At 67.5% G+C, this 25,354-nt stretch carries 19 protein-coding genes; 11 read left to right on the top strand and 8 right to left on the bottom strand.

The window, feature by feature from the left end:
• Nucleotides 1-245: 245 nt before the first annotated feature.
• The 4 genes from CY652_RS07395 to CY652_RS07380 all read left to right on the top strand — a co-directional run bounded on the left by CY652_RS07395 (nt 246) and on the right by CY652_RS07380 (nt 10,639).
• The gene (locus CY652_RS07395; protein WP_258002221.1) at nt 246-8,039 is read left to right on the top strand and encodes a two-partner secretion domain-containing protein; all 7,794 of its coding nucleotides are present in this window, start codon (nt 246-248) and stop codon (nt 8,037-8,039) included.
• Complete coding sequence (locus tag CY652_RS07390; RefSeq protein WP_102130052.1) at nt 8,036-8,287, top strand: hypothetical protein; 252 nt, start codon at nt 8,036-8,038, stop codon at nt 8,285-8,287. The genes CY652_RS07395 and CY652_RS07390 overlap by 4 nt, the downstream gene beginning before the upstream one ends.
• A 161-nt stretch (nt 8,288-8,448) precedes the next feature.
• Nucleotides 8,449-8,712, top strand: coding sequence for a hypothetical protein (locus CY652_RS07385; RefSeq protein ID WP_258002220.1), 264 nt, complete (start codon nt 8,449-8,451; stop codon nt 8,710-8,712).
• 187 nt (nt 8,713-8,899) lie between these two features.
• Nucleotides 8,900-10,639 (top strand): ShlB/FhaC/HecB family hemolysin secretion/activation protein, encoded by a 1,740-nt coding sequence (locus tag CY652_RS07380; protein ID WP_102130051.1) that lies wholly within the window; start codon nt 8,900-8,902, stop codon nt 10,637-10,639.
• A 108-nt stretch (nt 10,640-10,747) separates the two neighbouring features.
• Here the strand turns inward: CY652_RS07380 and CY652_RS07375 are convergent, their stop codons facing one another.
• Nucleotides 10,748-11,524 (bottom strand): NAD(P)H-dependent oxidoreductase, encoded by a 777-nt coding sequence (locus tag CY652_RS07375; RefSeq protein ID WP_102130050.1) that lies wholly within the window; start codon nt 11,522-11,524, stop codon nt 10,748-10,750.
• An 86-nt stretch (nt 11,525-11,610) separates the two neighbouring features.
• Between CY652_RS07375 and CY652_RS07370 the strand changes: the two genes are divergently transcribed.
• Nucleotides 11,611-12,504 carry a LysR family transcriptional regulator gene (locus CY652_RS07370; protein ID WP_102130049.1) on the top strand — a complete coding sequence of 298 codons (894 nt, stop codon included), beginning with the start codon at nt 11,611-11,613 and terminating at the stop codon, nt 12,502-12,504.
• A 19-nt stretch (nt 12,505-12,523) separates the two neighbouring features.
• Here the strand turns inward: CY652_RS07370 and CY652_RS07365 are convergent, their stop codons facing one another.
• Nucleotides 12,524-13,426, bottom strand: coding sequence for a LysR family transcriptional regulator (locus tag CY652_RS07365; RefSeq protein ID WP_308410377.1), 903 nt, complete (start codon nt 13,424-13,426; stop codon nt 12,524-12,526).
• 172 nt (nt 13,427-13,598) lie between these two features.
• Between CY652_RS07365 and CY652_RS07360 the strand changes: the two genes are divergently transcribed.
• From CY652_RS07360 to CY652_RS07340, 6 genes are all read left to right on the top strand, one after another.
• Nucleotides 13,599-14,549, top strand: a complete 951-nt coding sequence (locus CY652_RS07360; protein ID WP_102130047.1) for an NAD-dependent epimerase/dehydratase family protein — start codon at nt 13,599-13,601, stop codon at nt 14,547-14,549.
• A gap of 32 nt (nt 14,550-14,581) precedes the next feature.
• Nucleotides 14,582-15,259: a type 1 glutamine amidotransferase domain-containing protein gene (locus CY652_RS07355; RefSeq protein WP_102130046.1), complete on the top strand. Its 678-nt coding sequence runs from the start codon at nt 14,582-14,584 to the stop codon at nt 15,257-15,259.
• A 2-nt stretch (nt 15,260-15,261) separates the two neighbouring features.
• The gene (locus tag CY652_RS24645) at nt 15,262-15,648 is read left to right on the top strand and encodes a hypothetical protein (RefSeq protein WP_146010038.1); all 387 of its coding nucleotides are present in this window, start codon (nt 15,262-15,264) and stop codon (nt 15,646-15,648) included.
• On the top strand, nt 15,630-16,130 hold the full coding sequence (locus CY652_RS24640) for a hypothetical protein (protein WP_146010037.1): 501 nt from the start codon (nt 15,630-15,632) through the stop codon (nt 16,128-16,130). Before CY652_RS24645 ends, CY652_RS24640 begins: the two co-directional genes overlap by 19 nt.
• 129 nt (nt 16,131-16,259) lie before the next feature.
• On the top strand, nt 16,260-16,904 hold the full coding sequence (locus CY652_RS07345; protein WP_102130045.1) for an SRPBCC domain-containing protein: 645 nt from the start codon (nt 16,260-16,262) through the stop codon (nt 16,902-16,904).
• 62 nt (nt 16,905-16,966) lie between these two features.
• Nucleotides 16,967-17,842: an NmrA family NAD(P)-binding protein gene (locus CY652_RS07340; protein WP_102130044.1), complete on the top strand. Its 876-nt coding sequence runs from the start codon at nt 16,967-16,969 to the stop codon at nt 17,840-17,842.
• 43 nt (nt 17,843-17,885) lie between these two features.
• On the opposite strand, the gene CY652_RS07335 is transcribed toward CY652_RS07340, so the two are convergent.
• Genes CY652_RS07335 through bcsE form a run of 6 tightly spaced genes read right to left on the bottom strand, consistent with a single transcriptional unit; the run spans nt 17,886 to nt 25,347 of the window.
• On the bottom strand, nt 17,886-18,086 hold the full coding sequence (locus CY652_RS07335; protein WP_102130043.1) for a hypothetical protein: 201 nt from the start codon (nt 18,084-18,086) through the stop codon (nt 17,886-17,888).
• Nucleotides 18,083-19,681: a cellulose biosynthesis protein BcsG gene (gene bcsG, locus CY652_RS07330; RefSeq protein ID WP_102130042.1), complete on the bottom strand. Its 1,599-nt coding sequence runs from the start codon at nt 19,679-19,681 to the stop codon at nt 18,083-18,085. The genes CY652_RS07335 and bcsG overlap by 4 nt, the downstream gene beginning before the upstream one ends.
• Nucleotides 19,682-19,702: 21 nt before the next feature.
• Nucleotides 19,703-22,273: a UDP-forming cellulose synthase catalytic subunit gene (gene bcsA / locus CY652_RS07325; protein WP_102130041.1), complete on the bottom strand. Its 2,571-nt coding sequence runs from the start codon at nt 22,271-22,273 to the stop codon at nt 19,703-19,705.
• Entirely contained in the window at nt 22,270-23,082 is an 813-nt protein-coding gene (gene bcsQ, locus CY652_RS07320) for a cellulose biosynthesis protein BcsQ (RefSeq protein ID WP_102130040.1), read from the bottom strand. Before bcsQ ends, bcsA begins: the two co-directional genes overlap by 4 nt.
• Nucleotides 23,082-23,279, bottom strand: coding sequence for a hypothetical protein (locus CY652_RS07315; protein ID WP_102130039.1), 198 nt, complete (start codon nt 23,277-23,279; stop codon nt 23,082-23,084). The genes bcsQ and CY652_RS07315 overlap by 1 nt, the downstream gene beginning before the upstream one ends.
• A 7-nt stretch (nt 23,280-23,286) precedes the next feature.
• Nucleotides 23,287-25,347, bottom strand: coding sequence for a cellulose biosynthesis protein BcsE (bcsE, locus tag CY652_RS07310; RefSeq protein WP_102130038.1), 2,061 nt, complete (start codon nt 25,345-25,347; stop codon nt 23,287-23,289).
• Nucleotides 25,348-25,354 lie beyond the last annotated feature (7 nt).

Below are 25,354 nucleotides of genomic sequence, written 5' to 3'. Positions count from 1 at the left end.
GACGATGCTCAGACTCCGGAATTTGACAGGTCTCAGCCTTATTTTAATTTTTACAACTTCCTTTCTTTTTGCCCTGTAGCGTGCACGGGTGCCCGATTCTGTCCGGGTTGAACGAGGCATCTGGGGCGATGAACGAGAACGATGACCGGCCTGTCTGGTCGACCAAAGAAAGGATGGCCGTTGCGGTCGGGGAAACCGCAAACAGACACGGCAGCGGCGTTGCGATCGGCCAACCGGAATGGGTCTTGCTCCATGCCAGACCGTTCGCGATGCATCATGTGGCGTTTGCAGTGCTTGTCCTTTCGGGGCTTGCACCCGTCCCGTCCGGTGCGCAGATCGCGCCTTCCGGAGCATATGCACCGAACGTCGTCCATACCGCGAGCGGCATCGAGCAGGTCGACATCACGAAGCCGTCGGGAGCGGGGGTGTCGCTCAACACCTATTCGCGGTTCGATGTGCAGCGGGCGGGGGCGATTCTCAACAACTCGCCCACGATCACCCGTACGCAGCTTGGCGGCCAGATCAACGGCAATCCGAACTTCGGCGCGCACGATGCCGCGAGAATCATCGTCAACCAGGTCGACGGCAATTCGCCAGGCCAGTTGCACGGTTATCTCGAGGTGGCGGGCAGCCGGGCCGACGTGGTCGTGGCCAATCCCTCGGGGATCGTCGTGGACGGCGGCGGGTTCATCAACACCACGCGCGGCGTTCTCACGACCGGTACCCCATTCTTCGACGCGAACGGCAGCCTGGCCGGATTCAGCGTCACGGGCGGCCGTCTCACTGTCCAGGGCGCGGGTCTGAATGCCTCGAATGTCGACGAGGTGGATCTGATTGCACGCGCTGTGCAAGTCAATGCCGCGCTTTACGCGAATACGCTCAATGCGGTGACCGGCTCGAACCGGGTCGATTACGCGAGCCTCGCGCCCACGCCTGTTGCAGGGAACGATGCCGCGCCGGCGGTATCTATCGACGTGTCGCAGCTCGGAGGCATGTACGCGAACCGCATCGCGTTGGTGGGCACGGGCAAGGGCGTCGGGGTTAACAACGCCGGCGTGCTTGCCGCTCAGACGGGCGACCTGACGTTGACGACGGACGGACAGCTCGTCCAGTCGGGCCAGGCCACGGCGAGCGGCGACGTGGCGATCGCGGCAGGGAGCGTGGACAACGGCGGCACGATTTACGCGAGACGGAATACGCTGGTCGATGCGGCCGGCACGCTCGCGAACAGCGGGACGCTGGCGGCGCGGCAGGACACGACGGCGAACGCGGGCAACGTTGCCTCGACGGGGCTGCTCGCGGCCGGCATCGACGACGACGGTTCGCTCGTCGGCACGCCGTTGGGGAACCTGGCCGTCACGGCCTCGGGCGCGCTGTCGGCCACGGGCCGGAACGTCGCGCCGGGGACGGTGACGCTGCGCGGTACCGGGCTCGACCTGTCCGGCGCGCAGACCTGGGCGGGGACGGTGCTCGCCCTCACCGTCGGCGAAGGCGACCTCGATCTCGCGGATGCCGCCACGGGCGCGGGCGGCGCCATTGCCGCCCGCGCGGCCGGCACGCTCGACAACAGCGGCGGTCGGCTCAATGCGCCGCAGCTCGAGATCGTAGCGGGCCACCTCGCGAACCGCGGCGGCACCATCGAGCAGACGGGCACCGGGGCGGCACATATCGCCGTGTCGGACGTGCTCGACAACGAAGGCGGCACCGTGCAGGCGAACGGCACGCTGGGCATTGCAGCGCAAGACATCGCGAACGACGGCGGTGCGATCTCCAACGGCGGGATAGGCACGACGACAATCTCGGCGATGGGCGCGCTGACGAACACGAACGGCGGCCTGATTGGCGGCAACGGCGACGTCACGATATCGGGCCAGTCGCTCTCGAATACCGACGGCGCCCGGATCGTCGCGGGCCACGACCTGACGCTGGACGAGTCGAGGTCGGTGAACAACGCGGGCGGCACGCTGTCCGCTGCGAACGATCTCACGCTCAACGGTTCCGGCGCGGCTGTCTCGAACGCCGGCGGTGCGATCGATGGCGGCGGGGCAGTCAGCCTCGATGCCGCTTCGCTCGACAACACGTCGGGCCGTATCGGTAGCGATCTGGGCAGCCTCTCGATCGCGACCGGCACACTCACGAACCAGGGCGGCGCAATCGGCAGCGGCCGGAATCTGACGCTGACGGCAAACCGGCTCGCCGGCGACGGGACCCTCATTGCGGGCCTCGACGCCGTGCTCACGCTCAACGGCAGTGACACGAACGGCGCGGCCGGCCTGATACAGGCGAACCGCGACCTTACCTTCACGGTGGCGGGCAAGCTGACGAACCAGGGCACGCTGGCCGCGGTCGGCAGCCTGACCGTCAACGCGGTGAATGTCGACAACCAGGCCGGCGCGGACCTGAACTCGGCCAGCACGATCGTCACCGCCGCCGGCGCGATCGCCAACGAAGGCCGCATTGAGGGTGACACGGTCGTCACCCGCAGCGCGACGCTGGCCAATACCGGGACCCTCATCGGCAACACGGTCACGCTGACCGGCACGCAGTCCATCGTGAACGCGGGGGCAATGGCGGTTATCGCCGCGGCGGTGCAGGCGAATCTCTATTCGCCGGGCAGCATTTCGAACATGGGCGGCGCGAACGTGTTCAGTCTCGGCGACGTGAACATCGCCGCCGATGCCGCGCGCGATGCCGACGGCCTGCTCGCGAACCGTGCGAATGCCGTCACGAACGACCAGTCCACCATCGAGGCGCAGGGCAACCTCGAGATTGCCGCGCGGACGCTGACGAACGCGCGGCCCGCGCCGGACGTCGAGACGGTCACGACCGGCGTATCGACGGTGCACGAGGCCAAACGCCCGAAGTACATGGCATGCGCGACCGGCAATGCCGACAACCATTCGTCCTGCCCTCAGGCGGTGTGGGATGACGGCTACCGGAATCCGGTCGATGCGACGTTCTCCCGGTCGCAGATCGTATCGGAGGTTTCGGGACCGCAGGCCGACGCCGACGGGCTCGTCGTCGACGTAAACGGCCAGCGGCAGACCATCTGGTACAACGCGATCACGGACAACGGCGACGGCACGGTCACCGTCAACTACTGGGACGATTACGACCCCGGCATCAACTATCTGCCGTCGACCGAATATCCGTCCCGCAGCGATGGGCACAACGGCTACCAGCGCGTCGAGATCGCGCGCGACACCATCACGACCACGCAGCAGGACCAGGTGGTGGGGCCGGAAGCGCAGCAGGGGCGACTGCTCGCGGGCGGGAACATGACGCTCGCGAACGTCGGCACGCTGGACAACGACTACAGCGCGATGGCGGCGGGTGGTTCGATCCGGATCGGCGGCACGACTCAGGAGGGTGCGCCCGGCAGCGGCGATTACGGCGATACGACCGTCGACAACGTCGGCCAGACGCTCTACCAGTACCAGACGCAGGACGTCGTTTCGACCTATGCATGGAACGAGGACATCACGCGGGACGTGGGCCAGGTGGTCGAGCCGTCCGTCGTGCTGGCGCCGATCGTCATCGGCGGGACGGGCGGCACGATCATCGCGGGCAGTGCAGTCGGCATCAGCGGCACCGATATCCACAACACGAACGTCGCAGCGGCGAATTCCGCGGCGGGCGCGACCGGCGGCACGCTCGGCGCGAACGCGCTACTGGCCGGCCAGAAGGCGGGCGCTCCGCAGACGGCTGCGGACAGCTCGGGCCTGCTGCACATCACGCTGCCGGCGAGCGACCTGTATTCGCTGCACGCCGTACCGGACGCACCGTACCTGGTCGAGACCGATCCGCGCTTCACGGGTTACGCGACCTTCATTTCCAGCGACTACATGCTGCAGCAGCTCGGACTCGATCCGCAGGCTGCGGCAAAACGTCTGGGCGACGGGCTCTACGAAGAGCAGCTCGTCCGGAACCAGATCACGCAACTGATGGGCGGTGTCCGTCTGCACGGATATCCGGACAACCTGGACGAATACCAGGCCCTGATGGCATCGGGCGTCAACGTCGCGAAGCAGTTCGACCTCGAAGTCGGCGCGGCGCTGACGCCGGCCCAGATGGACGCACTGACGAGCGATATCGTGTGGCTCGTCAGCGAAACCGTGACGTTGCCGGATGGCAGTACGCAGCAGGTCCTGACGCCGGTGGTTTATCTCGCGCGCACGCATGCGGACGATCTGCAGCCGACGGGGGCGTTGATTGCAGCCGACGACGTTGAGCTGCACGCGACCGGCAGCGTCACCCACAGCGGGGTCATCCGGGGCGGCACGCAGACGGCCGTTACCGGTACCGACATCGTGAACCGGGCGGGCACGATAGGCAGCAGCGCAATCGACGGTACGACCGTGGTGTCTGCTACCCATGATGTCGCGAACGCGTCGGGCCTGATCACCGGAAGCCGGGTGGCGGTGCTGGCCGGCAACGACATCACGAACGCCACGCTGGTCGACACAACGGGTATCAGTTCGGACGCAGGCGAGAGCCGATTCAGCGAAAGCCTGGTCGGGCGGCAGGGCGCCATGGCCTCGACGGGCGACCTGACCGTGAGCGCGGGCAACGACCTGGATGTGCACGGCGCGACCATCACGGCGGGCGGTAATGCATCGATCGGTGCTGGACACGACCTGATCGTCGATGCGGTGCAGGCCGCCACGACGCAGGCGATGGAGAAGAACGCCGACCGTCATTGGGAGGCGCACAGCGTTGCGAACGAGACTAGCGTCCTGTCGGCGGGCGGCGGTCTCGCGATGCAGAGCGGCAACGATATGACGCTGCGGGGCGCGCAGGTCATGGCGGGCGGCGACCTGGCCGCGGTTGCGGGCGGCAATCTGACGGCCACGACCGTCACGGACAAGGCGAAGTACGACAACGTCGCCGCGGACAGTCAAACCCGGCAGGAAACCGATCGCACCTACGACGAACAGGCGGTCGGCACGGCCTTGACGGCGGGCGGCAACGCGATGCTGGCGGCGATCGGCACCGATGCCGGCAGGGGCAACGTGACGCTGACGGGCTCGTCGCTGACGGCGGGCATGGTGAACGGCGTCGATATGGGCACGGGCGCGGCGAACATTGCCGCCACCGGCAACGTGACGCTCGGCGAGGCGCGCGAGGCGCACGACAGCGGCCAGTCGGTGGCATCGAGGCGCGGCAGCTTCGTCAGCGGTTCGACCTCCGACACGATGCAGGATACGCACGCCAATGTCGGCGTCGGCAGTACGGTCTCGGGCAATTCGGTCAATCTCAGTTCGGGTAACGATCTGACGGTACAGGGCAGCAGCGTGGTCGGCACCCACGACGTGAACCTCGCGGCGGCGGGTAACGTCGACATCACGACCTCGCAGGATGCGGCGACGCAGGACCGCTATGACCACCAGACCCATTCGGGCCTGATGACAAGCGGCCTGAGTGTCACCATCGGCCATCAGTCGCTGACGGACACAGACCAGACTTCCACAGTCACGAACAATGTGAGCGTGATCGGTTCGTCAACGGGCAACGTGTCGGTCACGGCGGGCCATGATCTCGCGCTGACCGGCAGCGAAGTTGTGGCGGGCCGCAACGTTGCGCTGACCGGCCAGAACGTGACGGTCAATGCGGCCTACGACACCTACGACGCGTCGCAGGCGCAGCAGTTCAGCCAGTCGGGCCTGAGCATCGGGATGGGAGGCGGTCTGCTGGGCCTCGGGCAGGCGATGGCCGGCACCGTGCGGCAGGGCGTGCAGTCGGGTGATTCGCGCCTCGCCGCGGTGCAGGGTGTCGAGGCGGCAGAATTGGCCTACCAGAATCGCGGCGCTATCGGCGAAACAGCAAACGTGGTGTCGAATGGCGATGTCAGCCAGGCGGCGTCGAACCTCCAGGTACAGGTGAGCATCGGGTCGAGTCACAGCAGCAGCAACGCAACCACATCGATGGCAAGCGCGAAAGGCTCGTCCATTATCGGTAACGGCAATGTCGTGGTGACGGCCACCGGCCAGCCCGACTCCGCAGGGACGCCCGACGGCCATGCGAACGGCAACGCACAGGCCGATACGGGCGACATCGCCATGACCGGCGCGACGGTCATGGGCCAGAACGTTGTACTCGACGCGAACGACACGATTACGCTGCAAAGCGCGCAGAGTGCCGGGCAGGATAGCAGCTCGAACCGTTCGGGAGGATGGAGTGCCGGAGCGGCGTTCGGCGTAACGGACAAGAGCGCCGGGTTCGGCATCTTCGGCGGCATGTCGAACGCGCATGGTCGGGGCAACGGCAGCAGCGTCACGCAGGGCAATACGACCGTCATGGCAGGCAACACGCTGGCGATGAGTTCGGGCGGCGACATGACGCTCTCGGGCGCCCAGGTGTCGGGCAACACCGCCCTCGTCAACGTGGGAGGCAACCTGACGATGACGAGCCGCCAGGATACGTCGAACTATGCAAACAATCAGCACGTTAGCGCTATCGGCGGCAGCTTGACTTACGGGGCAGGCGGTAGCGCGAACGTATCGGTCGGTCACACCGGCATCGACTCCAGCTATGCGTCTGTGGCTCAGCAGACCGGCATTGTGGCGGGCGCGGGCGGTTTTGACGTGAACGTGGCGGGCCATACGCAGCTCAACGGCGCGGAGATCGCGAGCGCTGCTCCCGCCGAAAGCAACCGCCTCGTGACCGGAAGTCTGGGTTTCTCGAATATCGAGAACTCGATGTTGTATTCGGGTTCGTCGGAAGGGTTCTCGCTGCAGGGCGGTCCGGGCTTCGCGCAGATGGGGGGCAATGCAGGTGGCGTCACCCAGGCGGCGGTCAGTCCCGGGACGATCACGGTGAGGCCGGACCAGCAGGACGGCACCGATAGCACGGAAGGCCTGTCGAGGGACACGGCCAATGCGAACCAGACAGTAAAGAATACGTTTGACCTGCAGCGGGTGCAGAGCGATCTGGCCTTTGCCCAGGCATTTGGCCGGGCGGCGACGTATGCGGCCGGTCAGGTGGCCGACCAGCTTGAGGGACGCAACCCGGCCTTTGCCGAAGGCGGCGTCGCGCGTAATGCGATGCATGCGGCGGTTGCCGCCATCGGGGCTGCGTTGTCGGGCGGGAACATGGCCGGGGCAGTCGGTGGTTCGCTGACGGGTGACGCGTTGCAGTCGCTGGCGCGACCGATCATTGACCAGGCTGTGGCGCAAGTGCCGCTGGAGGATCAGGTGGCTCTGCGCAATGCGCTCAATGAGATTGTCGCGACGGCAGGTGGGGCCGCCGGTGGGGGGCTTGCGGGGGAAAGCTCGTCGGGCGTGGTGGCGGGGACCGGAGCGGCGATTGATGATGAGCTGTACAACAGACAACTGCATCCGGACGAGCGGACGCTGGCTAAACATATCGCGCAGAAGAGCGCAGGCCAGTACACGCAGGAGCAGGTTGAGGACCAGATGCGGATCATGGGGATGTGCGCGGCGGGTGGCGGTTGCGTGTCGCTGGACGTGGCTGAGGAACTGAACGGGCGCACCCCGACCGATCCGGGCGCGCAGTGGATAAATACGGGTTTGACCAATGCAAACGGGAATCCGCTGGTTATCCAGTCGCTGCCGGAGGCGAATCAGGCGTTGCAGATGTTCATCATGGAGAACTACAACTCAGCCACGCCGGGGCAGGTGCCGAGTTTGTTCACGTATTTGCCGACGCCGGTTCCGACGGATGTACGGGGGATGGTGGCCAATGTGGCGGGCGGCGTCTCGACGGCAGCGGGACGGTTTGGGGCAATCACGGCCGCCGGGGCAACGCTTGTCCCTCCACCGTATTCATCGGCTCTTCAGGCTGCAGCATTTGCAGGCACAACCACAGGGTGGATTGCCGACTTTGTTTCTCAACTGGCACGTCCTGACCCTGGCGCTTATGTTGCGAGCGGAGTTGTCGATGTGACATTAGGAGGGCTGGCAAATAAGTATCCTTTGACAGGTCCCGTTATCACGGAAATTGGTGCGCAAATAAAAGATATTAATTCGGTGAAGAAGGCCGGCAACGATCTGAACAATGCACTGGGGGTGAGGAAATGAGAATAATAGAAAACGGTAATTTCACCCCAGTCTTCCGCATCTTCTTGTGGTTGACCGGAATAGTTATAGTCGTTGCCTCATGTAAGCTACTTTCCGACATTATTATGTTTATAGGTGTCGTTGTTGGCATGCTTATAACGGCAACAGGAACCTATGCTGAACGGGCAAATCTTCTTCGCTTAAAACCCTTCGGCACCAACTGGAAAAAAGTTCGCAAGACCTACGAAAAGAAGGATGACGACGCGTGAGGTCTTTGCCAAAAAACGCGGATCTTTACAACCGGCAGCTTCGCCTGAAAGAAGAGAAGGTGATCGCTGACAAGGCTAATGGGGACCAGATTGAACAGCAGAAGCTCACGCATGCGGCGTGTTATGCAGTGAAGTGCTGGGCGGAATACGGGTGATGGAAAATGAATCTTATTGAGGATGGAAATTTGACGTGGGTAACAGGCGTCGCTCTAGTCATCATCGGCTTAGCCATAATGTTTGCTTCCCTCAAGTTTGTGCCGCCCTCTCCGTGGAGTGTCGTTCCAGTATTGCTGGGATTCGGTGTGGCTGCCGTTGGAGGAGCGACTTGCCGGGCGAGGATGCTACGCATCAAGCCATTCGACAACAGCTACAAGAAAGCGCGCAAGAGTTACGAGGTGAAAGAAGACGAGCAGGACGAGTCCTGATGACAGGAAACCCGACTGAGCCGGGCTTTCTGCTTGTACCGTCTGTCGGCATCCTGGTGAGGCTTTACAAAGAGAAATGATTTGGTCGGTAGATTGTTTGCCAAAGCAAAGCGCGATTAATTTATCGACCCATGGCGACATGGACATATCAATTCTCACGACCGGTTTCGCCGACAGAAAAGCAGCGATGAATTATCCCAGGCCTCTCCTTCTTGTTCTATTGGTATCGCTTGTATCATTTGAAGTCGCCGCACAAACCTCGCCCGATACATCGGCAGCCCGCACGAACGCCGAACAGCAACAACAGATTCATCAGCAGCGCGATGCCCAGCAACGCGAGGCGACTGTTGCCGCACCAGTCGTCCGCGCGACGGCACTCGTCCCAAAAGGCTGGCCCGCATTACCCGACGAGCAACCCTGTTTCCCGATCGAGACTTTCGCACTCGACGTACCCGCAGCGCTACCCAAAGCCGTTCGCGACAAAGGTGCGTCCGCGCTTCCGCGAGACCGCTTTGCGTTTGCTCGCGAGTGGCTCGACCGCTACCGTGGCCGATGCATCGGCCGGCGGGGTCTCGACATGCTCACGAAGGGTCTGCAGCACGCAATCCTGAGCCGCGGCTACCTCACTACGCGCGTCATGCTGCCGACGCAGAATCTCTCGACCGGTACGCTTAAGTTAGCGCTCGTGCCCGGCGTTATTCGCCGCCTGAATTTCGCGGATTCGTCCGCGCGCGGCACTTGGAAAACCGCCTTTCCGACGCGCGACGGCGACGTGCTCGAATTGCGCGACCTCGAGCAGGGACTCGAACAGATGAGGCGTGTGCGCAGTCAGGACGCCACGATGCAGATCGTTCCGGCCGACCTGCCCGGCGAAAGCGACGTCGTGATCGGCCTGAAACGCTCGAAACCGTGGTCGATCGTTGCTTCGGCGGACAATTCCGGCACGCGCGAGACGGGCGGCTATCTCGGTAGCCTGACGCTGGGTCTGGACAATCCGCTGGGCCTCAACGACATCCTGACGGCGGGCTATACCCAGGATTTGCAGTTCGGCGATCGCGGTCTCGGCATGCACGGCTGGGACGGTTCGTATTCGATCCCGTGGGGCTACTGGACCGCAACGTTCTTCGGCTACACGAACACGTACTATCAGCGTATCGCGGGCGTGAATCAGACTTTCACGACGAGCGGCAATGCGCAGACGGCGGGCCTCAAGCTGCAGCGTGTTCTGCGTCGCGGCCAGGACGATGTGTTCGGCGCGGCATTCCAGCTCGTCAAGCGTTTCGGCGCGAGCTTCATCGAAGACATCGAGATTGCGCAGCAGCGGCGTAACAACACGTTCGTCGAGGGCGCGCTGACCGACCGGCATTACTTCGGGACGGCGCAGTTCGACGGCCTGCTCGCGTACCGTCAGGGCATCGGTTGGCTGGGCTCGGCGCCGGACGTGTCGGGCGGCCCCACTTACCGTTTTCACATGGCGCTGCTCGACGCGAATCTTTCAGTGCCGTTCGCCATCGGGCGGCAGCCGTTCCGTTACGTGGCGACCGTGCACGGGCAATTCACCGGCGACGAACTCAACTATATCGACGATCTGGCCGTCGGCAGCCGCTACACGGTGCGCGGGTTCAACGGCGAGACGATGCTCGCGGCGGAGAGGGGTTTCTACTGGCGCAACGAGCTGCAGACGCCTTTCGGGAAAACGGGCCATGCCGTCTATGCCGGGCTCGACTACGGCCGCGTATGGGGCCCGTCGACGGCATGGCTGGCCGGGACGCAGCTCGCGGGCGCGGCAATCGGCTTGCGCGGGGCTGTCCCGACGCGTTCGACCACCTACCGCTACGACGTCTTCGCCGGCACGCCGATCTACGCGCCGTCCGGATTTCCGGCGTCGAGCGTGACGCTCGGTTTCCAGTTGACCGGGCAATTCTGACCTGGGCTTCGTCGGTGCGCGCGGCCTGAATTGGGTGGGGGTTCGGCGGGTCGGTCAGGGTGAACCGTGACGAATGCCCCGTTCCGCCACCCCCTCGCCAACGCGCGCCTACTCCCGATGCACCCCGAACCCTTCGCGCCCCGGCGCAAGGTCCGGGCGCAGCGTCAGCGAGGGAATCTCGTAAGCGCCACTGTTTTGCGGTCGAAACGGAATCGGTGTCGTCTGCCAGAGCGTATCGAGACGCCGGCCGAGTGCGTCGCTTACCTCGCTGAACCGCGCGTCGTCCATGCGGCTCGTCCGGTAGACCACGAACGGTGGCAGCACGTCGAAGCCGGGGTAATAGAGCAGGCCGTGCTGGATCGGAAACAGTACGTCGTCGATCGGGCCGTTGATACCGCGCGGGCCGTAGTGCGAATCCCAGCCGCCCGTCGTGACGACGAGCATCGCGCGCTTGCCGGCCATCGCGCCTTCGCCGTAGCGGTTGCCCCAGCGGCTGTCCGAATGCTCGCCGACGCCGTAGGCGAAGCCGCACGCGTAGACGCGGTCGATCCAGCCTTTCAGGATCGCCGGCATCGAGAACCACCACAGCGGGAACTGCAGGATCACGGCATCGGCCCAGCGCAGCTTTTCCTGCTCTCGCGCGATGTCTTCGCTTTGCGTGCCGTCGGCGTACGCCTGCTTCGAGGCGAGCGACGGGTTGAACGGCGCATCGGGGTCGTGGCCGGTGCTGTCGTCGGCATCGACGACGGCCTTCCATCGCATCGCGTACAGGTCCGAAACCTGAACGGCGTGCCCCGCGCTTTCGAGGCGTTTGACGGCGAAGTCCCTGAGCGAGCCGTTCAGCGAGCGGGGCTCGGGGTGCGCGTAGACGAGCAGAACTTTCACGATGGCCTCTCCATGACTTGAGTCTACGCAGCATAGGATGGCGCGAGGTATATTGGAAATGAATTTCCAACATGCCAGGTATTGTGATGAACAATCTCAGACGGCTGGACCTGAACCTGCTCGTCACGCTCGACGTGCTGCTCGACGAGCACAACGTGACGCGCGCGGCGGAACGGCTGAACCTGTCGCAGCCGTCGGTCAGCGTGCAGCTCGGCAGGCTGCGTTCGCTGTTCGGCGACCCGCTGCTGTTGCCGGGACCGCGCGGGATGCAGCCGACCGCGAAGGCCGACGCATTGCGCGAGCCGCTGCGCGAGGCGCTCGACGCGCTCGAGCAGGCGGTCCTGCCGGCGGGCACGTTCGATCCCGCGCAGGCGGAACGGACCTGGCGCATCGTGGCGTCGGACTACGCCGAATCGACGATCCTGCTGCCGGCGCTGGGCGGGCTGCGCGCGGCCGCGCCGCTCACGCGCGTCGCGGTCGTGGCCGTCGCGCCGTCGGCCATCGCGAAGCAGGCGGAGCACGGCGAGATCGACCTCGCGTTTCACACGACCGCGGGCGTGCCGCCGGGCCTGCATCGCCAGGCGCTGTTCGACGAGCGCTACGTGCTGGTCGGCCGCGCCGGTCATCCGCGGCTCAAACGCAAGCCGACGCGCGCGCAGTTCTGCCGGCTCGAGCACGTGATCGTGTCGCCCGACGGCGGCGGTTTTCGCGGCGTCACGGACGAGGTGCTGGCCGCGGTGGACCTGACGCGTCGCGTCGTGCTGTCGGTGCCGCATTTCCTGTTCGTCCGGTCGGTCGTCGAGCGGACGGACCTCGTCGCGATGCTGCCCGAGCGGCTCGTGCGCGGGATGGACGCGCTCCAGGTGGTCGAGCCGCCCGTCGAGGTGCCCGGCTACGAGATGTCGATGCTCTGGCACGAGCGCGCCCATCGCGATCCCGCGCATCGGTGGCTGCGCGAGTTCATCGCGAATGCGGTGTGATGCGTCCCGGCGCGTCGCCTCATGGGCCGTCCTGGCCGAGTCGCGCCGTCACGAAGTCGATGAAGCTGCGCAGCTTGGGCGTCATGTGACGGTCGGGCAGATAGACGAGCTGCAGCGGCGCGCGCGGAAAGTCGTAGCCGGCGAGGACGCGCACGAGCCTGCCCGAGGCGACGTGCTCGCTTACGAGGTAGTCCGGCAGCATGACGACGCCGATTCCGCTCAGTGCGGCCTGTAGCAGGGCCGGCCCATTGTTGACGGACAGTTGGCCCGAGACTTCGACGGTCTCGGGCCGCGGTCCGTCGAGCCGCGATCCGTCGGACTGCGGGCCGTTGAATTGCCACTCGCGCTCCGGCGTGACGTAGTGGAACGCGAGGCAATTGTGCTCGCGCAGATCGCCGGGCGCGCCCGGCACGCCGTGCGCGTCGAGATAGGCCGGCGACGCGCAGATCACGCGATTCAGGCTGCGCAGCGGTCGCACGACGAGCCCGCTGTCGGGCAGGCGGCCGAACCGCAGCGCCGCATCGAATCCTTCCTCCACGAGATCGACGACGCGGTCGTTGAGCTGCAGGTCGACGCTCACGTCCGGATAGTCGCGCAGATAGTCGGCCAGCGCGGGGACAAGCAGATGCGAGCCGAGCGTGATCGGCGCGCTGATGCGCAGCTTGCCGGCCGGCCGCGCGTGCATGTTCTGCGCGTCGCTGTCCGCGGCCTCGATGCGCGCGAGGATGTCGACGCACTGGGCGTAGTAGGCCGCGCCGATTTCGGTGAGGCTTTGCCGGCGCGTCGTGCGGTTCAGCAGCCGCGCGCCGAGGCGCCGCTCCAGCGCCCGGACGTGGTTGCTGACCATCGTCGTCGAGAGGTCGCTGGCGTCGGCCGCCGCCGTGAATCCGCCCAGGTCCACGACGCGGACAAACACTTCCATGCTCGTCAGTCGGTCCATTATCAATCCACGATTCTAAGTAATTCAATTATTCGCCAATTTATCCAGTTCGGCGACGGAATTAAAGTGCGATTCGAAGTGGGGCGAATCCGCGTGAAGCGACAGCAGGCGGCGACGTCCCGAATCCCCTGATTTTTCCGGTGCGGAGCAGTCCATGCGTATTTTCATGACGGGAGCGAGCGGCTATGTCGGTCGCGCGGTCGCGCAACAGGCCATCGGGCAGGGCCACGAGGTTGTCGGGCTCGCGCGCAGCCGCGAGGCGAGCAAACGGCTGGCGACGGCGGGTGTGATTCCGCTCGACGGCAGCCTGCGCGAGCACGACCGGCTCGCAAAGGCGGCCTCGCAGGCGGGCGGCGTGATCCATCTGGGTCTGGACTACGGCGTCGGCTCGTTCGGGCAGATCATGGCTGCCGACAAGGCGGTCGTCCGCGCGCTGGCAGCGGGCCTCGCAGGCACGGGCAAGGGGCTCGTCACGACGTCCGGCACGGGCGTGGCCGCGCCGGCGGCGGACGGCGGCGTCACGGACGAGGACGCGCCGCTCTGGGACGACCCGCTGCTGCGCCTGCGCGGCGACGCCGAGGTCGATGCGCGGTCGCTGGCCGCGGACGGCGTACGCGTTTCCGCGATCCGTCTGCCGCCTTTCGTGTACGGCCACGGCGGCAGCTCGTTCGTGCCGGCGCTGCTGAAGGCGGCGGTCAAAAACGGGTTTTCTCCGTACGTCGATGCGGGCAGCGCGATGACGAGTGCTGTCGACGTCGACGAGGTCGCGAAGTTGTACTTGCTGGCGCTGGAGAAGGCGCGGCCCGGCTCGGTATTCAACGCCACGACGGAGATCGACGTGCCGCTGCGCGCGCTGGCCGAAACGATCGGCGCGGCGACCGGCGTGCCCGCGCGCAGTCTGGGTCGAGCGGAGGTCGAGGCGCTGCTCGGGCCGTTCGTCACGGCTTTCCTCTCGGTGAGCAGCCGTCCGTCCGGCGCGCGCGCCGCGCAGCAGCTCGGCTGGCGCCCGCAGCCCGTGCTGCCGCTGCTGCGCGACATCGCCGAAGGCTCATATCGCGAGCGCATCGAACAGCTCAAGCGGGACGCCGCCGACCGCGGCGTCTGAATCGCAACGTTCACCCGTTAACGGAAAACACGATGAAAATTCTCATGGTTCTCAGCTCGTGCGAGCGCATTCCCGGCTCGGACCGCAAGACCGGAAGCTGGCTCGAGGAAGTGGCCGGCCCGTACTACACGTTCGTCGATGCGGGTGCCGGGGTCGTGCTCGCCTCGGTGCGTGGAGGCGCTGCACCGATCGATCCCGCGAGCGAGGCCGACTTCGCGCAGACTGACGCAACGCGCCGTTTCGTCGCCGATCGGCAGGTTCAGCACGCATTGGCGAACACCGTCGCGCTGTCGACGCTGCCATGGTCCGATTTCGACGCGCTGTTCTACAGCGGCGGTCTCTGCCCAGTGTTCGACCTGACCGACGACCCGACCTCGATCGGCTTCATCGAGCAGATGAGCGGCGCCGGCCGGCCCGTCGCCGCCGTCTGCCACGGCGTAGCGGCGCTGCGCCAGGCCGTGCGTCCGGATGGCCGGCCGCTCGTCGCCGGCCGCGCCGTGACGGCCTTTTCCAACAGCGAGGAGACCGCCGCGCACGGCACCGGCCTCGTGCCGTTCCTGATCGAAGACGAACTGCGCCGGCTCGGCGGCGCCTACACGAGCGCGGCCGACTGGAGCCCGCACGTCGTGGCCGACGGCCGGCTCGTCACCGGGCAGAACCCGGCCTCGTCGGTGCCCGCCGCGCAACGCGTGCTGGAGATGCTGCGATGAGCATGTCCGGACGAATTGCGGCGGCAGCGCTCGCCGTATGCCTGGGTCTTGCGCTCGAACCTGCCGCGATGGCGCGGCAGGCCCCGAAGGGCAAGATCCTGATCGTGCTGTCGAGCGAGCACGTGCTGCCGTTGAAAGACGGCAAGACGTTCGATACCGGCTATTACCTGAACGAGCTCGTCGTGCCCGCGCGCCGTTTCGCCGAGGCCGGCTACACGCTCGTCTTCGCGACGCCGCAGGGCAACGAGCCCGTCGTCGACCAGGCGTCGATCAGCCCCGACTACTTCGGCGGCAGCCGCGCGGCGCTCGAAGACGCGCAGCGTTACGAGACGAGCCTGACCGGGCTGCGGCATCCGCTCGGCTCGGCGACGTGGCGCACGGCGACCTGAGCCAGTACCGAGCGGTGTTCGTGCCCGGCGGCCCCGCGCCGCTGATCGACCTGATGGCCGATCGCGATCTCGGCACGATCCTGCGCGACTTCCATGCGCATCGCCGCACGACCGTGTTTCTCTGTCACGCGCCGGTGGCGCTGCTGGCCGCGCTGCACGATGCGCCGGCCGTCCAGGCGGCGCTGCGCGCGGGCGACGTCGCGTGGGCGAGACGGCTCGCGAGAGGCTGGCCGTATCGCGGCTACCGCATGACGGTGTTCAGCGACGAGGAGGAGGCAATCGCCGCGCAAAGCGTCTTTCACGGTGAGCCGCCGTTCACGCCCGAGGACGGCCTGCGGATTGCGGGCGCCCGGGTCGGGACGGTCAAGGGCTGGGGGCCCGACGTCGTCGAGGACCGCGAGCTGCTGACGGGCCAGAACCCGGCCTCGGACGCGCAACTGGCCGACCTGACGCTGCGCGTGCTGGCCGCGCAGTCGCATTGATCGAGCGGTGCATCGGCCGTTGGCGACGGCGGGCCGATTATCAAGCAGCGCTTCGAACAGTTTCAACGCGGCGGGCATGACGCCGTTCGCCTGCCCTGATAGTTTCGGAGCCTTCGAGGAGAGCACATCATGCGTTTCTTGCCGAACCCGGCCGACTGCCTTCGCGTTGCCGGTGCAGGGCGTGGGGCGCGGCGCCGGCCCGCGCCCGTCTGCGGCATGCTGGCGGCGCTGGCGGTCTCGCTCGGCATGCAGGCAGAGGTCGCCCATGCCGACCAGGTCGATCAGGATCTGGCCCGCCGTTCCGCGCAGATCCACTGGCCGGGCAGCCCGAACCCGGCCGACGCGAACGTCTTTTCGTACAACGAGATCACCATCGACACGCCTTGCAGCACGGTATGGGGCCATCTCGTCGACGCGACGCGCTGGCCGTCATGGTATTCGAACTCGCACGACGTGAAGATCGTCGGCGGCGCGTCGCGGCTCGGTCCGCATACGCGCTTTACGTGGCGAACCTTCGGCGTTCCCATCGACAGCACCGTCACCGAATATGTGCCCGATTCGCGGCTCGGCTGGTTCGGCTACGGCCCGCACGTCTCGGCCTATCACACGTGGCTGCTGCTGCCCGAGGGGCAGGCCTGCCACGTCGTGACCGAGGAGGCGACGAAGGGACCGGCCGCCGTGTTTGCCCGCCGTACCGATCCCGCCGGCCTGCACGACGGGCACGAGCTCTGGGTCCGGCGGCTGAAGGCGCGCTCGGAAACACCGGCTTCGTGACCCGCCGCGGTTCGCGCTTTCGCGCGCCGGCGGCGAAACCGTTTGACTGAAGGAGAGAGGCGATGTTTGCAGTGTTGGGTGTGACGGGGCAGGTGGGCGGCGCGGTTGCGCGAACGTTGTTGCAGGCCGGCGAGCCGGTGCGCGCGGTGGTGCGCAACGAAGAGAAGGGCAGGCCGTGGGCCGCACTGGGATGCGAATTGGCCTTCGCGGACATGGACGATGCCGACGCGCTCGCGGCGGCGTTCGCCGGCACGCGCGGCGCGTTCGTCATGCTGCCGTCCAATTTTGATCCGCAGGACGGCTTTCCCGATACGCTGCGCACGGTCGAATCGCTGTATCGCGCGCTCGAAGCCGCGCGTCCCGGGAAGGTGGTCTGCCTGTCGACCATCGGCGCGCAGGTCGCGGAGCCGAACCTGTTGAGCAAATTCGTGCAGGTCGAGGCCCGCCTCGGCGCCGTGTCCTCGCCCGTGGCCTTTTTGCGCGCGGCCTGGTTCATGGAGAACGCCGCGCGCGACGTGTGCTCGGCCATCGACACGGGCGTGATTTCGAGCTATCTGCAACCGCTCGACCGGCGCATCCCGATGGTGTCGACCGAGGACGTCGGCCGTGCCGCGGCGGACCTGCTCTCGCTGGAGAACTGGGCGGGCCGGCGCGTCGTCGAGCTTGAAGGTCCGCAGCGCGTGTCGCCCGGCGAGATCGGCGCCGCGCTCGCCTCGCTGCTCGGGCGCGAGGTGCGCGTCGAGGCCGTGCCGAAGGACGCGTGGGACGCGCGGTTTCGCGCCCAGGGCGCGTCCAACCCGGGGCTGCGCATCCGGATGCTGGACGGTTTCAACGAAGGCTGGATCGCGTTCGAGCGCTCGCAGGCCGAAACGGGAAAGGGCACCGTCACGCTCGAGGCCGCGCTCGGCCGGCTCGTGCAGAAGGCGAACGCGGCCTGACATCCGCCGCTGCGCCGCTGGCCGGCTATCGGGTCCGCGCGGTCTACCGGTTCCGCTCGGCCCGCGCGTCGAGCGCCAGCAGCGCGGCGAGCACGGGCCAGCGTTTCGCGGCGTCGCGCCAGGCGTCCTCGGCCTGGCGGTCGAAATAGCGCTTCGGATCGACGCCGTCGACGAAGTTCGCGAGGTTGGCGATGTCGTTGAGGCCGCCGGCCTCGTCGCGCGGCGTGTCGGGCGTCGTCGTCATTTGCCCTCCACCCAGACGCCGTCCGCGGTATGGATCTCGTAGCCGTTCGCCGTCGTCAGCGTGACGGTCGACTCGTTCTCGCCGACGAGGCGCGTTTGCGGCAGGCTCTGCGCATACTGCGCGAGCGGCGGCGCGTTCGGCGCGAACGGATTGTTCGCCACGAGGTTGGCCAGTAGCTGGGCGAGCGCGAGGTAGCTCGTCGGCGTGTCGATGGTGATCGGCGTGTGGGGCGCGCCGCCGGCGGGCTTGGGCAGGCCGATCAGCGTCACGCCGACGGGCAGGTGGACGATGCGCGGCGTCGGAATCTCGCGCATGCCGGCGATCTGGTTCGGGTCGCCGCGCAGCGCCGCGCCGTGCTCGGGCACGAAGATCAGCACGGCCTTGCGGCCCGAGTTCTGGACGAGATCGATGAGCTTGTCGATGTCGCCGAGCAGCATCTGCAGGCGGATCGGATAGGACTGCAGGCTGTTCATGTTGTTGCCGGGAATGCGGTTGCCGTCGTGCAGCGTCACGGTGTTGTAGTAGAGCGCGACGGGGCCGCCGCCGGCCGCGAGTCGCTGCTGGTACCAGCGCGAGAGCACGGCGTAGTCGCCGACGAGCGGCGAGTTGTCGAACTCGCGCATCGTGACGGGCAGGCCGTCGTTGGGCAGCAGCTTGACGCCCGGCACGCCGATCTCGCGCTCGACGATGCCGCGGAAGTCGTCGAACTGGCCGTTGTGGTTCAGCAGCGCCTGGGGTGTGAAGCCGAGCTGCGCGAGGTCGGCGAACAGGTGGCACTGCTGGGGCGCCGGGCTGTAGAGGTCGCGGTGCGCCTCCTGTCCGCAGGTCGCGCGCAGCACGCGGATGGCGGCCGGGCCGCTGTAGCTGGCGGCGCCGCTGAAGTTCGTGAACACGTAATCGAAGCGCGAGAAGAGCGGGTTGTTGCGCGCGTTGACGACGTCGAGGTCGTCCCACGACAGCGAGCAGACGTGGATGACGATGATGTCGTACTGCGTGTCGGGCGTCGTCGGCGTTTTCGGCGGCTCGAACGTCACCGTGCGGCCGGCCTCGCTGCTGCGGAACGCGGCCAGTTGCGCGTCGAAGCTGCCGCCCGTGCCGTTGCCGGTCGCGTTGCCGTCGGCGGAGTTGCCGCCGCCGCCCTGGCCCGCGTTGTTCGCGGCCACGCTGCCCGCGTTCGCGGCGAGCGTGCCGATGCCCTGCCACAGCGGCGCGACGACGAGCGCGATCATCACGAAGGTGGTGATGCGCACCCAGCGGCTGATGACGAAGTAGGCCACCACGACGAGCGCGACCGTGTAGACCGTCGACATCGGGATGACGCGGCCCATCAGCTCCAGCATGTAGCGCGGCGTGAACGAGGCGAGCGCCGGGAGCTGCTGGATCACGCGGCCGATGGTCGGGACGTTCGCCTCGTGGTAGAGCAGCGCGATGCCGGCGAAGACCGACAGCACGCGCCAGCCGACGCGCAGCCAGCGCTGGCGGATCGGCGCGAGCAGCGCGAGGGCGAACGCGATGTTCATCCACCAGACCGGCTGCAGCTTGCCGACCGCGAACAGGTACAGCTTGGCGGCGAAGTAGAGGTTCCAGAGTCCCATGATGTCGGTGCCTCGGTGGGTTCAGTGCGGGCGGGGCTTGCGCCGCGTGAAGATGCGCTCGAGCGCGTCCATGCAGGCGTCGATCAGGCGCAGATAGCCCTGGTAGCCCATGTCGATCACTTCCTTGAGCCCGTGCAGCGGCGCGTCCGCCGCCGGCTCGTCCTCCCACTGCAGCCACGCGTCGGCGCGACCGAACGTGCACTGGATGAGCTGTGTTTCCGTCTCGCGCGTGAGTTCGAGCCGCACGCCGATGCGCTTCTCGCCGCCGCGCGCGACGACGCCGGGGAAGTAGTGCTCGGTCGTGCCGCGCATGAGGCACACGCCGATGCGCGTGCCGGCCTCGATGCGGTTTTTCGGCGGCAGCACGAGGCCGAGACCGCTGACCGAGTAGTTCTCCGTTGTGCAGGCGAGCGTGCGGCCGTCGGGCAGGATCAGCGTGGCCGGCACGCGCAGCGGAATGCGGTGCGAGACGCGCACCTGGCGCGCCTCCTTCGCGACGCCGACGGCGGCCCCGAGCACGATCATGTTGATGACGACCCACAGCAGGTTCATGAGCACGGTCGCGGGCTCGGCGCTATGCCAGATCACGATCCGGGCCACGCCCGCCAGCAGCGCGACGACGTTGATGCCGAGCAGCACGAGGTACGGCTTCGAGATGGTCCAGTCGAGGTAGTCGTCGTCGATCTGCCCGCCCTTGGCCGTCACGTTGAACTTGCCGAGCTTCGGGTTGATGAGCGCCATGGTGGTCGGCAGGACGATGTACCAGGCGAGCACCGATTCGTAGACCTCGGCCCAGAACGAATGGCGATACTGGCCCTGGATGCGCGAGTTCGCGAGGTTCGAGGTGACGAGGTAGGGCAGCACGTAGGCGAGGATGATCGTCGCCTGCGTGTTGATGACGTGCAGGCCGAAGAACAGGAACGAGCAGGGCATCAGCAGGAAGACGATGCGCGGCACGCCGTAGAAGAAGTGCAGCATCGCGTTGCTGTAGCAGATGCGCTGGAAGAGCGAGAGGCCGGGGCCGAACCACGGGTTGTCGACGCGGAAGATCTGCGACATGCCGCGCGCCCAGCGGATGCGCTGGCCGATGTGGCCCGAGAGGCTCTCGGTCGCGAGCCCGGCGGCCTGCACGGTGCGCAGGTAGGCCGAGTTGTAGCCGAGCCGGTGCAGCCGCAGCGACGTGTGGCAGTCCTCGGTGACGGTCTCGACGGCGATGCCGCCGATCTGTTCGAGCGGCGCGCGCTTGATGACGGCGCACGAGCCGCAGAAGAACGTCGCGTTCCAGAAGTCGTTGCCGTCCTGGATCAGGCCGTAGAACAGGCTGCCTTCGTTCGGCACGCGGTGGAACGTGTCGAAGTTGCGTTCGAACGGGTCGGGCGAGAAGAAGTGGTGCGGCGTTTGCACGACCGCGCATTTCGGGTCGGCGAGGAATTCGCCCATCGTCATCTGCAGGAACGAACGCACCGGAATGTGATCGCAGTCGAAGATCGCGATGTACTCGCCCTTCGTCACCGTCAGCGCGTGGTTGATGTTGCCGGCCTTCGCGTGCGTGTGTTCCTCGCGGACGATGTAGCCGACGCCGGTCTCTTCGGCGAAGCGGCGGAATTCCTCGCGGCTGCCGTCGTCGAGCAGGTAGACGTGGAGCTTGTCGCGCGGCCAGTCGAGGCCGGCGGCGGCCTGCACGGTCGGCTGCACGACGGCGAGCGGCTCGTTGTAGGTCGGGATGAAGACGTCGACGCTCGGCCAGTCCGCCAGATCGTCGGGCAGCGGGGCCGGCTTGCGGTTCAGCGGCCAGGCCGTCTGCATGTAGCCGAGCAGCAGCACGATCCACGTGTAGAACTCGGCGGCGTAGAGCGTGTAGCCGACCACGCCTTCCCACGGGTCGGGCAGATGCAGCGTCTGCGTGGTGCGCCACCAGACGTAGCGGCCCGTCATCAGCATCGAGAGCATGACGATGAGCAGCGTCACGAGGCGCCCCGGCGCCTTGCGCACGACCATCACCGTGATCACCACGAGCATGAAGAGGCGGAACTGCTGGTCGAGCGAGAGCGGCGTCGTGCAGATCACGATGCCGGCGGCGAAGGCCGCGATCAGCACGACGTAGCGCAGATAGGGCACGCGGTCCGCCTTTTCCGCGGCGGTTTCGAGCCGGTGGCTCGCGGCTTCCCAGTCGATGGACGGCAGCCGGCTCGCGACGGCGCGCAGGGTCCAGCTCACGAGGCGCAGGGGCGGCGCGAAAACGAACGCGAGGCGCCTGACGAGGGCGGCCCGCCGCCGGTGTCCGCGCTCGCGCTGCTTGTTCACCTGGCGCAGGTCGGCGGCGAGGTGGCGACGGCGCAGCCGCGTGCGGAAAAAGAGCCGCCAGATCCAGACGATCGCGCGGCGGTCCCGGCCGACGCCGATCTGCGTGGCCAGATGCTTCTCGAGATCGCCGAACCAGAGCAGCGGCAGGTCGCGCTGGCCGGGGCGCGGCGGCCGGAAGAAGAGCCGCACGAACCAGGCGAGGCCGGACGCGTCGGCGCCGACGCCGAGCGCCTCGGCGAACGCCCGCCGCCATTGGGCGAGCACGGTGCGCAGCGCGGCGCCGATCATTGCGGAGCCTCCTCTGTGCCGCCTGCCCAGCGCGAGAGCCACGACGCGATGCCGTTCAGGTCGTGCGCCGCCTGCGAGCCGGGCGTGCTCTTGCAGAAGTTTTCGCCGCGCGCGAGCGCTTCGGGCACGCCGGCATCGGCGTGAATCTGGTAGGGCAGCATCGCGGAGCCGAGCGTCGCGCGCAGCAGGGCGATCACGTCCAGATGCAGCCGGCGCGCGGGGATGACGGCGTTCGCTACGTAGATGCAGGGTTTTTCGCCGAGCACTTCGCGAAAACGCGGCAGCGTCGCGCACGTGCCGGGCGCGGGCGGCAGCACGGCAAGCGTCAGGTCGGCGGCGGCGATGGCCTGGCGCGTCTCGACGCAGGGCCAGGTCGGCGTGTCGATCAATGCCACGGTTTCGGCGGGCAACTCGACGCGCGCGAGCAGGGCGCGCAGCCAGCCGGGTTCGGCATGCAGGCGGGCGTGGACGGTGGCGTCGGCGGTGTCGGTGGCGTCGGTCGTGCCGGCGTCGTTTATGCCGTTCGTGTCGTTTGCGTCGTCGGTCGCGCCGCCCCACGGCACGAGCAGCACGTTGTCGTCGCTTTGCAGCGCGGCGTTCGCGGTGTCGTCGTGCGCGCCGCGCAGATAGGAGACGAGGCCGGCGCGGGCCGGCTCGCGCAGGCCGAAATGCAGCGCGAGCACGTTGCGCGGATCGCATTCGAGCGCGAGCACGGCGTGACCGCGCGCGGCGAGCAGGCCGGCCAGCTCGGCGGTCAGCATCGTGCGGCCGGCGCCGCCGACGGTGGAGACGATCGCGATCGTTTTCATCAATGCCCCGCCTTGCCGTACTGGCGCGCGCCGCGGATCACGAGCGCGCTGACCTGCGGGGGCAGACGGACCACGCCGCGCCGCTCGGGCACCGAAAAGCGCGGCAGGAAGCGATGCAGCCGGAAGCGCCAGATGACCCACGAAACGGGCACGGCCAGAATCAGACCCCAGACGAAGTAACCGAAGAAGATCTGCATGGCTAGTTTATCCCAAGGCTTTGAGCGGTAGAGGAGCGGGTTTCGGGGCCGCGCGCGGCGCGGCGGCGGGCGGCGGCGCGCTGGCCGTTGCCGCCGCTGTCGCCGTCGTTTCCGCGGCACCGGCACCCGTGTCGGCGCTTGTCGCCGGCGCGGGTTGGCCAGCGCCTTCGCTGCCTTCACCGCCGTTTTCGCGCGTCGTCTCCGGTGCGCCTGCGGCGCTGGCCGCTGCCGCCGGCGACCTCGCCGGACGGTGCTGCTCGAGCCAGCTCGCGTAGTCGGGCGGAGGCGTTTCGGCAATTTCCTGATCGAGCGCGTCGAGCATCGCGCCGATCGAGTCGTAGTCGCCGCAGCGCAGTTCGCCGCGGAACAGGTCGCCGGGCGGCAGCCGGAACACGCGCTGGAAGACGGCCGTCGCGTCGGCGAGGCGGCACGAGAAAAAGAACGTGTAGACGCTGTCGCCGCAGGCGGTGCAGAGGTCGCCCGCGCGGCTCAGGTGGCAGGCCCGCAGCGCGTCCACGTGCGCGACTTCCGGCAGGAGCGGCAGACGCAGCAGCACGTTCGGCAGATGGATGGCGCGGGCGCGGTCGATGGACTCGCGCACCAGCTCGACGAAACGCTGCGCGTTCACGTAGCCGCTCTCGGCGCTGTGCAGCACGGCCGAGAGCGCGGCCATCGGGTCGGCCGGCAGCGGCCGCGAGAAAACCTGCCCCTGGAGGCCGTCGAGCATCGACTCGACGCGCGCGATCGGCGTGTTGCGCGGAATCACGAAGTTGAGGCCCAGGTTGCGCATGACCGTCTCGTAGCGCATCGCGACGTTGTCCTCGCGCACGGCGATCTTGAGCGCCGGCCCGCTGCGGCGGCGCAGCGTGTAGACCTGCTCCGCGAGCTTCTCGAGCTGCGTGCCGGCGCCGTAGCCGAGCACGACCGTCGCGGCGACCGCGTGTTCGGCGGCGGCCACGACCGCGTCGTTGTCGTCGACCACCTGCCAGTGTTCCGGCATCGTGCGCTCGCGCACCACCGCGTCGCGCGAGACGACCACGCGCGTCTCGTCGGGGGCCAGCAGGCCGGCCTCGCCGACGTCCTTCTCGAACGTCTCGCTCGCCACCATGAGCCGGTAGTCGACGGGGGAGAAGCGCAGCGGCAGCGACTGGTTCGCGAGCACCGTGTCGCGCTCGCGCCAGAAGGCGACTTCCCACGTGTACTGGCCGCGTTCCTGCCGCAGTTGCGCGGCGCCGCCGAAGCGCGCCTGGAAGGCGCCGAGCGCCGTGTCGAGGGCCTGGGGCCGCGCGTCCGGGCGGGGCGATGCCTCAGGCTTGCCAGGTTCTGCCGATTGTCCCGATTGCCCCGATTCCCCTGATTCACCGGATTCCGCCGACTCAGCCGACTCAGCCGACTCAGCCGACTCAGCCGACTCAGCCGACTCAGCCGACTCAGCCGACTCAGCCGACTCAGCCGACTCAGCCGACTCAGCCGACTCAGCCGACTCAGCCGACTCAGCCGACTCAGCCGATCCCTCCGGTTCGGCCTCGTCGGGCAGCGCGGCGACGAGCAGCACGCCGTAGCCGTGCTGCGCGCACCAGGCGGCCAGTTGCGAGCCCTGGCGCGCGAGCGCGTTGGCGTCGGCCCAGGCGAAGAACGCCTCGGCGCCCTCGATCAGGAATTCGCTGCCCGGCTCGGCGCACTGGTCGGCCAGCGCCTGCAGCGCCTCGATCAGCACCTCCGCGCCGTCGCGGCCGGGCAGCGGGCGCAGCGCGCAGAGGTTGGCCTTCGCGTGGACCGCGCCGGGCACGTCGATGTCGAGACCGTGGCTGCGCAGCATGTCGGCGACGTCCTCGCCGGTGCGCGTCGAGAGCACCGTGGCCGGCCCGCGCAGCGCGGCGGCGGCGGTTTTCCAGAACAGCGCGTCGCGCGCGGGCGAGGCGTTCGCGTAGACCACGTGGACCTGCCCGGCTGCGAGCGTCGCGAGCGCCGGCGGCAGGCCCTCGATGGCGAGAGGCTGGCGCGGCTGCAGCCGTGCCAGCAGCGAGGGGCGCGCGGTCCGGTCGGGAGTACGGGAAGGAGCATTCATCGCGGCA

The sequence above is a fragment of the Burkholderia sp. WAC0059 genome, from assembly GCF_002870125.1.
GTDB lineage: Bacteria > Pseudomonadota > Gammaproteobacteria > Burkholderiales > Burkholderiaceae > Paraburkholderia.
The sequence above is the reverse complement of the archived record's forward strand: the minus strand, read 5'-3'. Positions and strand labels throughout refer to the sequence as shown.